Annotated in this window: 10 protein-coding genes; 7 read left to right on the top strand and 3 right to left on the bottom strand. The window is 63.3% G+C overall.

Annotation, left to right across the window (positions count from 1 at the left end; genetic code table 11):
- From EN994_RS04980 to EN994_RS04970, 3 genes are all read right to left on the bottom strand, one after another.
- Nucleotides 1-617, bottom strand: a 617-nt coding sequence (locus EN994_RS04980) for a gamma-glutamyltransferase (protein WP_206530373.1), incomplete at its 3' end; no start/stop codon positions are given.
- Nucleotides 618-925: 308 nt separating this feature from the next.
- A complete protein-coding gene (gene rhaI, locus EN994_RS04975; RefSeq protein WP_127307418.1) occupies nt 926-2215 on the bottom strand; it encodes an L-rhamnose catabolism isomerase in 1290 nt (429 codons plus the stop codon).
- Between the two features lie 12 nt (nt 2216-2227).
- The gene (locus EN994_RS04970; RefSeq protein WP_027161700.1) at nt 2228-4330 is read right to left on the bottom strand and encodes a bifunctional rhamnulose-1-phosphate aldolase/short-chain dehydrogenase; all 2103 of its coding nucleotides are present in this window, start codon (nt 4328-4330) and stop codon (nt 2228-2230) included.
- A 185-nt stretch (nt 4331-4515) separates the two neighbouring features.
- Between EN994_RS04970 and EN994_RS04965 the strand changes: the two genes are divergently transcribed.
- The 7 genes from EN994_RS04965 to EN994_RS04935 all read left to right on the top strand — a co-directional run.
- Complete coding sequence (locus tag EN994_RS04965) at nt 4516-5325, top strand: DeoR/GlpR family DNA-binding transcription regulator (protein ID WP_063170034.1); 810 nt, start codon at nt 4516-4518, stop codon at nt 5323-5325.
- Between the two features lie 55 nt (nt 5326-5380).
- Nucleotides 5381-6376, top strand: a complete 996-nt coding sequence (gene rhaS / locus EN994_RS04960) for a rhamnose ABC transporter substrate-binding protein (RefSeq protein ID WP_013533599.1) — start codon at nt 5381-5383, stop codon at nt 6374-6376.
- Between the two features lie 84 nt (nt 6377-6460).
- On the top strand, nt 6461-8002 hold the full coding sequence (locus tag EN994_RS04955; RefSeq protein ID WP_063170033.1) for a sugar ABC transporter ATP-binding protein: 1542 nt from the start codon (nt 6461-6463) through the stop codon (nt 8000-8002).
- Nucleotides 7999-8973 (top strand): ABC transporter permease, encoded by a 975-nt coding sequence (locus EN994_RS04950; RefSeq protein ID WP_013533601.1) that lies wholly within the window; start codon nt 7999-8001, stop codon nt 8971-8973. The genes EN994_RS04955 and EN994_RS04950 overlap by 4 nt, the downstream gene beginning before the upstream one ends.
- Entirely contained in the window at nt 8970-9965 is a 996-nt protein-coding gene (locus EN994_RS04945; protein ID WP_063170032.1) for an ABC transporter permease, read from the top strand. The genes EN994_RS04950 and EN994_RS04945 overlap by 4 nt, the downstream gene beginning before the upstream one ends.
- The gene (gene rhaM / locus EN994_RS04940) at nt 9965-10282 is read left to right on the top strand and encodes an L-rhamnose mutarotase (protein WP_024503130.1); all 318 of its coding nucleotides are present in this window, start codon (nt 9965-9967) and stop codon (nt 10280-10282) included. The genes EN994_RS04945 and rhaM overlap by 1 nt, the downstream gene beginning before the upstream one ends.
- On the top strand, nt 10279-11560 hold a 1282-nt coding region (locus EN994_RS04935), incomplete at its 3' end, for an FGGY-family carbohydrate kinase (RefSeq protein ID WP_127307417.1). The genes rhaM and EN994_RS04935, both read left to right, overlap by 4 nt.

The following is an 11560-nucleotide window of genomic DNA, read 5'->3' as shown; positions in this document are numbered from 1 at the left end:
CCATAGGGCTTGCCGTCGGGTTTCAGGAATATGGCGGCGGCCGCGGGGTCCTTCGCCAGCCTGTCGGCACTGCCGGCAAACGAGGCAGCGTCGCCCTGGTTGAGGATGAACCCGTCCTTGGCGTAGCCGATTGCCGGCGCCATCAGATCCTGGCGGGACAATTTGCCGTATTTTTCACGGGCCATCTCGAAGCCAGCCACAGAGCCCGGTACGCCGACGGCGAGATAGCCGTCGAGGCTGGCGCCCTTCACCGGGTTGCCGTCCTTGTCGAGATACATGGTTTTTGTCGCCGCCAGCGGCGCCCGCTCGCGGAAATCGAGAAAGGTCGATTTGCCGTCCTTGAAGCGGATGGTCATGAAGCCGCCGCCGCCGATATTGCCGGCATTGGGGTAGACGACGGCGAGCGCATAGCCGACGGCAACCGCCGCGTCGACAGCATTGCCGCCCTTCTTCAACACCTCGATGCCGACTTCGGACGCCAGATGCTGGGCCGTCACCACCATGCCGTGCTCGCCCTTGGCCGGCGCCGGCGAGGCGGCGAAGACACTCGTCAACGGCGCCAGGACAAAGGTGATGGAAAGACTGGCGGCGATCAGTGTCCGACGGTTGAGAGGCATGGCGGTTCTCCGGGCGGGGGGATGCCTAGAAGACCGTGTTGGACGGATCGAGTCCACTAACAATTAAGGGAGCACGAGAAAGAGCCCCCTCACCCGGATTGCCAACCGAATTGCGAAGGGCAATTCGGGGCAATCCGACCTCTCCCCGAGGGGAGAGGAGGTGTCAGCGCTGACGCCAGTCTCTTCTCCCTGCGGGGGTGAGGCGTGGTCCGCGCAGCGGGCGAAAAGCCAACTGCTTGGCTTTTCGAACAACGAACGCCCGGAGGGCGGTGGCCGCAAAGCGGCCGGATGAGGGGGCCGGCTCGGCCTCAGAAAATGCCGCCCGAACCGCCAGCGACTGCAGGGCGTTCCGCTGCAACCTTGGCGCGGTAACCCGCCGCTCGATAGGCGGCGACCGGGTCGATGGCGCCGCCGGTCTTCAGCCGCGCCATGGCGAGGATCGGCTCGACATCGGTGCGGTAGGCCGCTTTCAGCGTCTGCGTCGCCATCAGCGCGTCATTGCTATCCTGAAAATCTTCCAACGCCTTGCGGTCGACCAGCAGCGCCTGCGCATAGGCGCGCTGCACCTCGACCGCCGATAGCATCAGGCTTTCGATCGGATCGGTGACGTTGTGGCTCTGGTCGAGCATGTGGGCCGGGTCGAACCCCTCGGCGCCGGAAAGTTCGGCGTCGACCAGTTCGTTGAAGACGAGAAACAGCCGGTAAGGATCGATCGAACCGGCATCGAGATCGTCGTCGCCATATTTCGAATCGTTGAAGTGGAAGCCGCCGAGTTTTTTGAACTGGATCAGCCGCGACACGATCATCTCGATGTTGACGTTTGGGGCATGGTGGCCGAGGTCGACGAGACAGAACGCCTTGTCGCCCAGCTCCTGCGCGATCATGTAGTTGGTGCCCCAGTCCTGCACGACGGTGGAATAGAAGGCCGGCTCGTACATCTTGTGCTCGCTGAACAGCTTCCAGTCGGCGGGCAGTCCGGCGTAGACCTCTTTCATGGCGTCGAGATAGCGCTCGAATGCCTTGGCGAAATTGACCTGGCCGGGAAAGTTCGAACCGTCGCCGATCCACACCGTCAGCGCCTTGGAGCCGAGCGTCTTGCCGATCTCGATGCATTCGAGATTGTGCTCGACCGCTTGCCGGCGCGTGCCGGCGTCGGCATGCGACAGCGAGCCGAATTTGTAGGAGAGCTTCTGGTCCTTGGCGTCGGAAAAGGTGTTGGAGTTCATGGCGTCGAAGCCGAGGCCAAAGCGCGAGGCCGCTTGCTTCAGCCGGTTCGGATCGGCCTTGTCCCACGGAATGTGCAGGGAAACGGTCGGCGTCGCCTGCGTCAATTGCTGGATGACGGCGCAATCCTCGATCTTGTCGAAGATATCGCGTGGCTCGCCGGCACCGGGAAAGCGGGCAAAGCGCGTGCCGCCGGTGCCGACGCCCCAGGACGGGATCGCCACCGCGAATTTCTCGACCTTGTCTCTGATAGCGTCGATGGCGATGCCGCGACGGTCGAGCCGCTCGCCGAGCGAGGCGTAGTCGCGCTCGAGGTTTGCCTTGCGCGCGGCGTTGTCCTTGTCGACGAGGTCGGCGGAGATGATGTGTTCCATCGTCCCCTCCGCTCAGCGCGTGAACGACTGGGCGTTGCCCGCGTCGACATTGATGATGTTGCCGGTCGACTTGGCCGACATGTCGGACGCCAGGAAATAGATCGCCTCTGCGATGTCTTCCGGGAAGACCGAGCGCTTCAGCATCGAACGCGAGCGATAGTGCTCCTCCAGATCGTCGGTCGACATCTTGTAGGCGGCGGCGCGCTGTTCCTTCCACTCGCCGGTCCAGATCTTCGAGCCGCGCAGCACCGCGTCCGGGTTGACGACATTGACCCTGATCTGCGCCTCCGCGCCCTCCAGCGCCAGGCAGCGGGCGAGATGGATCTCGGCAGCCTTGGCGGTGCAATAGGCGGCGGCGTTCGGCGATGCGGCAAGGCCGTTCTTGGAGGCGACGAAGACGACGTTGCCGCCAATCTTCTGCGCGCGGAACAGCCGGAACGCTTCCCGCGAGACCAGGAAATAACCGGTCGACAGGATGTCCATGTTCTTGTTCCACAGCGCCAGCGTCGTCTCCTCGATCGGCGCCGAGGAGGCCAGCCCTGCATTCGATACCAGAATGTCGATGCCGCCGAACTCGACCGCTGTCTCGGCAAAGCCCGAAATGACCTGCTCCTCCGAGGTGACATTGATCAGCACCGGCCGCACGAAGTCCCTGCCGTAGACTTTCGCCAGTTCGTCATTGGCGCTGGCCAGTGCTGTCTCGTCGATGTCGGCCAGCACCACGCAGGCGCCTTCGCGCAGCAGGCGGTTGGCCGTGGCGCGGCCGATGCCGCCGGCGCCACCCGTGACCAGGGCGATCTGGCCGGCAAGCGACTTCGGCTTCGGCATACGCTGCAGCTTCAGGTCTTCGAGCAGCCAGTACTCGATGTCGAAGGCTTCCTGTGCAGGCAGGCCGACATAAGACGACACGGTGGAGGCGCCGCGCATGACGTTGATGGCGTTGACATAGAATTCGCCCGAGATGCGCGCCGTCGCCTTGTCGCCGGCGAAGGTGAACATGCCGACGCCGGGCATCAGGTAGACGACGGCATTGGGATCGCGGATGGCGGGCGAGTCCGGATGCTTGCAGCTGTCGTAATAGGCCTGGTAGCCAACGCGATATTCGGCGATGTCGTCGGCAAGACGCGCGATGACGGCATCGACATCGGGCTTTGCCGGATCGAATTCGATGACCAGCGGGCGGATCTTGGTGCGCAGGAAATGGTCGGGGCATGAGGTGCCGAGTGCCGCCAGCGGGCGCAGATCCCTGGAGTTGACGAATTCGAGCACAGCAGTGGAATCGTCGAAATGGCCTGTTTTGTGGCTCCTTTCCGAGATCAGGCCGCGAATCCTCGGCATCAGTTTGGCCGCGATGGCACGGCGCTCAGTGGCGTCGAGCGACTTGACCGCTTCACCGCCGAAGATAGCGACACCCTCGGAGCGGCGCTCGAACCATTCGATCGCCTGGTTGATCACTGAGATCGTCGTCTCGTAGCATTCCCTGGGGGTGTCGCCCCAGGTGAACAGGCCGTGGCTTTCCAGGATGACGCCCTTGGCGGCTGGGTGTTCGAGGCAGAATTTCTCCAGCCACAGGCCAAGTTCGAAGCCAGGGCGCTTCCACGGCAGCCAGCCGATGGCCTCGCCGAAGATTTCTTTCGTCAGCGCCTTCGAATCCTTCGCCGCGGCAATGGCGATGATGGCATCGGGATGCATGTGGTCGACAAAGGGCTTCGGCACGTAGGCATGCAGCGGCGTGTCGATCGAAGCCGCACGCGGATTGAGGTTGAAGGTGCAGTGCGGCAGGAAGCCGACCATCTCGTCTTCGTGCTCGACGCCGCGATAGAGGCCTTTGAGCGCGCGCAGCTTGTCCATGTAGAGCGTGGCAAAGCCGTCCAGCTTGATCGAGGCGCTGTCGCCGCCCGATCCCTTGACCCACAGCACTTCGACATCCTCGCCGGTGAGCGGGTCTTTCTGCCAGATCTTCGACGACGTGTTGCCGCCGCCATAGTTGGTGACCCGCTTGTCGGAACCAAGTGTGTTCGAACGGTAGACCAGAAGTTCCGGCCCGCTCATGGCGTGAGCCTTGGCCTCGTCCCACAGATTGGCGAGGCGCGCGCCGGTGCGCTTGTCGAGCATAAGAAATCCTCCCGAAGGCACGCAGAAGGCGCGGCCATTTGGCCCCGAATTTCCACGGAAGCGCTCGGCTTGTCAATCACAAACGATCAATATCGATCATACTGCACTGCACAATGAAATTATATGATCGGAAATGATTGACACTGCGCGTTTTGGGTGCCTAGATGCCCGGGCAGGGAGGAACCATGCACGAAAAAGAGCGCCACAGGATCATTCTGTCCGCCGTCCAGGAAAAGCCTGTGGTGACGGTGCAGGAGATGGTCGACCTGACGGAGTCCTCCGAGGCGACGATCCGGCGCGATATCGCGGCTCTCCACGTCCAGAAGCGCCTGCGCCGCGTGCGCGGCGGCGCCGAGGCAATCTCGCCGCCGCAGTTCATCGGGCTGGCCGGCCGGCCCTTTTCCGTCAACGAAACCATCAACGCCTCGCAGAAGCGGGCGATTGCGCGTGAAGCGGTCGAGCTGTGCAACGACGGCGAACCGATCATCATCAATGGCGGCACCACCACCTTCCAGATGGTGCATTTCCTGACCGGCCGCCGCATGCCGATCTTCACCAATTCGTTCCCCATCGCCGAGCATTTGCTCAAGCATTCCAAGAATACGGTGATGCTGTCGGGCGGCACCATTTATCGCGAGCAGAACATCATCCTGTCGCCCTTCGACAACGACGTGACGCGCAATTTCTATGCGCGCCGCATGTTCATGGGTGCGCAGGGTCTGGGGCCGCTCGGCCTGATGGAGGGCGATCCGCTCTTGATCCAGGCGGAGCAGAAACTGATCGACCAGGCCGACGAGTTGGTGGTGCTGGTCGATTCCTCGAAATTCCGCAAACGCTCCAGCCTCATCCTGTGCGGCCTGTCGCGCATCGCCACCGTCATCACCGATGACGGCATCGACGATCGTGAAGCCAAGATGCTGGAGACCGCCGGCGTGACGCTGATCGTCGCCCGCACATCCGCAACCAACAAGGAAGAATCTTCACTGCAGGCCTGAGGCCAACTCGCGCTCGCAGCGGCGATGGAATGCAACGCTCAAGGGAGGAAATTCGATGAGCTTCTTGAAGAAATTGATGGTGACGGCTGCATTCTCGGCCGCCATGTTCGTGAATGCCGCCTATGCCGAAAACGTCAAGATCGCGCTGGTGGTGAAGTCGCTCGGCAACGGCTTCTTCGATGCCGCCAACAAGGGCGCCGAAGAGGCGGCCAAGGAACTCGGCGATGTCGACATCATCTACACCGGCCCGACCAAGGCGACCGCCGAAGCGCAGATCGAAGTGGTCAATTCGCTGATCGCGCAGAAGGTCAACGCCATCGCCATTTCGGCCAATGACGCCGACGCTCTGGTGCCGGTGCTGAAGAAGGCCATGGAACGCGGCATCACCGTCATCTCGTGGGATTCGGGCGTCGCCAAGGAAGGTCGCCAGCTTCACCTCAACCCGTCCGACACCGGCCTGATCGGCGAGACCATCATCAAGCTCGCCGCCGACCACCTGCCGGAAGGCGGCGAGGTCGCCATCCTGTCGGCCTCCTCGACCGCGACCAACCAGAACGCCTGGATCGACGCGGCCAAGAAGATCCTGCCGGAGAAGTTCCCCAAGATCAAACTCGTCGCCACCGTCTACGGCGATGACGATTCGGCCAAGAGCACCGACGAAGCCAAGGGCCTGTTGAAGTCCTATCCGAACCTGAAGGCGATCATCGCGCCGACCACCGTCGGCGTCGTTGCCGCCGCCCAGGTCGTCACCGACGAGAACCTGATCGGCAAGGTCAATGTCACTGGTCTCGCACTGCCGTCCGAGTTCAAGAAGTTCATCGACAACGGTTCCAGCCAGGCGGTTGCCCTGTGGAACCCGATCGACCTCGGCTACTCGGCCGTCTACCTCGCCCATGATCTGGCGGTGAAGAAGGAAGAGGCCAAGCCCGGCGCCACGCTGTCGATCGGCCGCGTCGGCAAGGTCACGCTCGACGACACCAACTCGGCTGCAATGGCTCCGCCCTTCCAGTTCGACAAGTCGAACATCGAAAAGTTTTCCAAGATCTATTGATCTGGAGTTCTCTAGAGCTGACGCGGCGGGGCTCACGTCCCGCCGCGGCTTTAAACGAACCTTGTTTCAGGGCTTGATACGACTATGGACACGACAGCCCAACACGGCGCGGTGAAGGAGCGGCCTCCGGCCCCGGCTCCACGCCTGACGCTGTCCGGCATCTCCAAGAGCTTTCCCGGCGTGCGCGCGTTGCACAATGTCAGCCTGTCGCTCTATCCGGGCCAGGTGACAGCGCTGATCGGCGAGAACGGCGCCGGCAAGTCGACGCTGGTCAAGATCATGACCGGCATCTACCAGCCCGACGGGGGCACGATCAGCATAGACGGCCACGCCGTCACCCTGCCCAGCGCGCATGCCGCCTTCGGCCATGGCGTCACCGCCATCCACCAGGAAACCGTGCTGTTCGACGATCTGAGCGTCGCCGAAAACATCTTTCTCGGCCACGCGCCACGCACGCGTTTCGGCACCATCGACTGGCGCACGATGCGCAAGAATGCGCGCGAAGTGCTGGACACCATGCATGCCGGCCATATCGACGCCGACGCGCGGCTGAAGGACCTCGGCATCGCCAACAAGCATCTGGTCGCGGTTGCGCGTGCCATGTCGATCGACGCGCAGATCGTCATCATGGACGAGCCGACCGCCGCGCTTTCCATGAAGGAGATCGAGGAGCTCTTTTTGCTGATCGAATTCCTCAAGAGCGATGGCAAGGCGATCCTGTTCATCAGCCACAAGTTCGACGAGATCTACCGCATCGCCGACCGCTACACGGTGTTCCGCGATGGCGAGATGGTCGGCGAAGGCCTGATCAAGGATGCCGGCCAGAGCCAGATCGTGCGCCTGATGGTCGGCCGCGCGGTCGATCACATCTTCCCGCAGCGCAAGGCCGAGATCGGCGCACCGGTGCTCTCCGTTTCCGGCCTGTCGCATCCGACCGAATTCAACGATATCGGCTTCGAACTGCACAAGGGCGAGATCCTCGGCTTTTACGGCCTTGTCGGCGCCGGCCGCAGCGAGGTGATGCAGGCGATATCGGGCATCACCCGCACCTCAGCCGGCACGATCACGCTGGAAGGCAAGACGATCGCGCCGAAATCGGCTGCGGATTCGATCGATGCCGGCATCGTCTACGTACCGGAAGAACGCGGCAAGCAAGGCGTGGTGATCGGCCTGCCGATCTTCCATAACGTCTCGCTGCCTTCGCTCAAGCGCACGTCGAAATCCGGCCTGCTGCGGCTGTCGGAGGAGTTCGATCTGGCCCGCTCCTACACCGAGCGACTCGACCTCAGGGCCTCTTCGCTCAGCCAGGATGTCGGCACGCTGTCGGGCGGCAACCAGCAGAAGATCGTCATCGCCAAATGGCTGGCGACGTCGCCCAAGGTGATCATCCTGGACGAGCCGACCAAGGGCATCGACATCGGCTCGAAGGCCGCCGTGCACGGCTTCATGGCCGAGTTGGTGGCGCAAGGCCTGTCGGTGATCATGGTGTCGTCCGAGCTGCCCGAAATCCTCGGCATGTCCGACCGTGTCGTGGTCATGCGCGAGGGGCTAGTCGCGGCGGTCTACGACAACAAGGGGCTGGACGCCGAGACGCTGGTTCGGACGGCAGCGGGGATCGCGGCATGAAGGCTTTCCTCAAATACCGCGAAATCTGGCTGGCTGCTGCCATCATCGTCTTGATCGGGCTGATCTCGACGCGTTTTCCGGCCTTCGCCGATCCGGCCAATCTGCGTCAGGTGTTCAACGACACCTCGATCCTGATGATCCTGGCGCTTGGCCAGATGGTGGTCATCCTGACCCGGTCGATCGACCTGTCGATGGCGTCCAACCTCTGCTTCACCGGCATGGTGGTGGCGATGCTGAACGCCGCGCATCCGGCGATCCCGATCCCGCTGCTGATCGTCATTGCGCTGGTCGTCGGCCTGGTGCTCGGCGCCATCAACGGCCTTTTGGTCTGGCGGCTGAACATCCCCTCGATCGTGGTGACGTTGGGCACGCTGACCATCTATCGCGGCGCCACCTTCGTCCTGTCCGGCGGTGCCTGGGTCAATGCCGACAAGATGAGCCCGGAGTTCATCGGCTTCCAGCGCGCGGCCTTCCTCGGCATTCCGGTGCTGTCGTGGATCGCCATCCTGGTCATTGCGCTGTTCTTCGTTGTGATGACACGCACCGCGCTCGGCCGCTCGATCTACGCAATCGGCGTCAACCCGACGGCGTCGGTCTATGCCGGCATCGATGTCGGCCGGACGAAATTCATCGTCTTCTGCATCTCCGGCATGATTGGCGGCCTGTCGGGCTATCTCTGGATCTCGCGCTACGTGATCGCCTCGGTCGAGGTCGCCAATGGCTATGAGCTCAACATCATCGCCGCCTGCGTCATCGGCGGCATCTCGATCGCCGGCGGCATCGGCTCGGTCGGCGGCGCGGTATTAGGGGCGCTGTTCCTCGGCATCATCTCCAACGCGCTGCCGGTCATCAACATCTCACCCTTCTGGCAGATGGCGATTTCGGGCAGCGCAATCATTCTGGCCGTCGTGCTCAATGCGCGCGGCGAGCGCCAGCAAGGCCGCATCATCCTCAGAAAGGTGGAGGCGTGACCGACAGCCCTGCCCCGCGCCACATTCCCGACCGGCTCGACAAGCCGCTGCGTTCGGCGATCTTTTCCTGGGAAGCGCTGCTGGTCGTGGTGGCCGTCGCCATCTTCGCCATCAACAGCTTCGCCTCGCCCTATTTCCTCGATCCGTACTCGCTGTCCGATCTGACCTTCAATTTCACCGAGAAGGGCCTGATCGCCTTCGCCATGGCGCTGCTGATCATCTCGGGCGAGATCGATCTGTCGGTGGCCGCCATCATTGCGCTGGCGTCGACCATGATGGGCATGGCGGTGCAGGCCGGCGCCGGCACGCCAGTGCTGGTGGCAATCGGCATCGTTGTCGGGCTCGGCTGCGGCGCCTTCAACGGTCTGCTGGTGACAAGGCTCGGCCTGCCCTCGATCGTCGTCACCATCGGCACGATGAGCCTGTTTCGCGGCATCGCCTTCATCATCCTCGGCGACCAGGCCTACAAAGGCTATCCCTCAAGCTTCGCCTTCTTCGGCCAGGGCTATGTCTGGTGGGTGGTGTCGTTCGAGCTGGTGCTGTTCCTGATCGCGGCTGTCGTCTACTGGTTCCTCTTGCACCGCACGAGTTTCGGCCGACGCGTCTTCGCCATCGGCAACAATCCGGTCGCTGCGCAATTTTCCGGCGTGCGCGTCGGCCGCACCAAGTTCATCCTGTTTTGCCTGACCGGGCTGATGTCGGGCATCGCCTCGGTGCTGATCACCTCGCGCCTCGGTTCGACGCGGCCCTCGATCGCGCAGGGTTATGAACTCGAAGTCATCACCATGGTGGTGCTCGGCGGCGTCAGCATCCTCGGTGGCGCCGGCAGCATTCTGGGCGTCGTGCTCGCCGCCTTCATCATGGGGCTGGTGACCTTCGGGCTCGGCCTGCTCAATGTGCCGGGCATCGTCATGTCGATCTTCATCGGCCTGCTGCTGATCATCGTCATCGCCTTGCCGATCGTCTGGCGGCGGCTGCGCGGAGGGCGTTGATGGCCGAGAAATACGCGTTCAAGATGAAGCTGAAGCCCGGCATGAAGGCAGAGTACAAGAAGCGCCATGACGAGATCTGGCCGTCGCTGGTCGCGCTGCTGAAGCAGGCCGGCGTCTCCGATTATTCCATCCATCTCGACGAGGAGACCAATATCCTGTTCGGTGTGCTGTGGCGGCAAGACGACCACCGCATGGACGAATTGCCCGGGCATTCGGTGATGCAGCGCTGGTGGGCCCACATGGCCGACATCATGGAAACCAGGCCGGACAACGAGCCGGTGGCCGTGAAGCTGGAAACAATGTTCCATATGGCATGACTGCGATGCGCCACATCGCCGTCATCGACATAGGCAAGACCAACGCCAAGGTGGCGCTGGTCGACCTCGCTGCGTTGAGCGAGGTGGCGCTGCGCCGCATGGCGAATGCGCCGGTGCGGCAGGCGCCTTACCCACATCACGATGTCGAGGCCTTGTGGGCATTCATCCTCGAAAGCCTTGCCGGCCTCAACCGCGAACAGCGCATCGACGCCATTTCGATCACCACCCATGGCGCGACCGGCGTGCTGGTCGACGCGGCGGGTGAACTGGTGCTGCCGGTGCTCGACTATGAGTTCGACGGCCCCGACGGGATGGCCGAGGATTACGACGCGATCCGCCCGCCTTTTGCCGAGACCGGCACGCCGCGCCTGCCGCTCGGCCTCAATCTCGGAGCACAATTCTTCTGGCAGCAGAAGAGCTTCCCGGCGGAATTCGCCAGGGCCGCGGCGCTGCTGATGTACCCGCAATACTGGGCCTTGCGCCTGACCGGCATCGCCGCCAACGAGGTCACCTCGCTCGGCTGCCACACCGACCTGTGGAACCCGTGGACAGCGGATTTTTCATCCCTGGTCGAGAGGCTGGAGTGGCGAAGCCTGACGGCGCCGGTGCGGCCAGCCGGGGACCGCCTCGGCCCGATCCTGCCCGCTGTTGCGGTGCGAACCGGACTCGATCCGCAAACGCCGGTGTTCTGCGGTCTGCATGATTCCAACGCGTCGCTGCTGCCGCATCTGCTGTCCGACAAACCGCCTTTCTCGGTGGTCTCGACCGGCACCTGGGTGGTGTCGATGGCGGTCGGCGGCAAGCAGATTGTGCTGGATGCGGCGCGCGACACGCTGGTCAATGTCAACGCGCTCGGCGATCCCGTTCCCTCTGCGCGCTTCATGGGTGGCCGCGAGTTTTCGGTGCTGACAAAGGATCAGCCGGAGCCGTGGACCGAGGATGATGTCGGCGCCGTGCTGGCGCGAAAGATGCTGCTGCTGCCGTCGACCCAGCAAGGTTCGGGGCCGTTCCCGCACCATGCCGCGGCATGGCTCAACGCCGACGGCATCAACAAAGGCCAGCGCTTTGCCGCCATCTCATTCTATCTGGCCCTGATGACGGCGACCTGCCTCGACTTGATCGGTGCCGACGGCCCGACCACGGTCGAAGGCCCCTTTGCCCGCAACCGGCTCTTTGTCGGCATGCTGGCGGCAGCCACGGCGCGCGCCGTGGTTGCGTCGGAGGCCGCCACCGGCACCAGCATCGGCGCGGCGCTGCTGGCATGCGATCGGCCGGCGA

It is taken from the genome of Mesorhizobium sp. M7A.F.Ca.CA.002.09.1.1, from assembly GCF_003998555.1.
Lineage (GTDB): Bacteria > Pseudomonadota > Alphaproteobacteria > Rhizobiales > Rhizobiaceae > Mesorhizobium > Mesorhizobium ciceri.
This window is presented reverse-complemented; position numbering and strand designations above follow the sequence as displayed.

Coding starts and splice junctions, on each gene's coding strand:
- rhaI (WP_127307418.1), bottom strand. CDS start 2,215: ATGGAACACATCATCTCCGCCGACCTCGTCGACAAGGACAACGCCGCG.
- EN994_RS04970 (WP_027161700.1), bottom strand. CDS start 4,330: ATGCTCGACAAGCGCACCGGCGCGCGCCTCGCCAATCTGTGGGACGAG.
- EN994_RS04965 (WP_063170034.1), top strand. CDS start 4,516: ATGCACGAAAAAGAGCGCCACAGGATCATTCTGTCCGCCGTCCAGGAA.
- rhaS (WP_013533599.1), top strand. CDS start 5,381: ATGAGCTTCTTGAAGAAATTGATGGTGACGGCTGCATTCTCGGCCGCC.
- EN994_RS04955 (WP_063170033.1), top strand. CDS start 6,461: ATGGACACGACAGCCCAACACGGCGCGGTGAAGGAGCGGCCTCCGGCC.
- EN994_RS04950 (WP_013533601.1), top strand. CDS start 7,999: ATGAAGGCTTTCCTCAAATACCGCGAAATCTGGCTGGCTGCTGCCATC.
- rhaM (WP_024503130.1), top strand. CDS start 9,965: ATGGCCGAGAAATACGCGTTCAAGATGAAGCTGAAGCCCGGCATGAAG.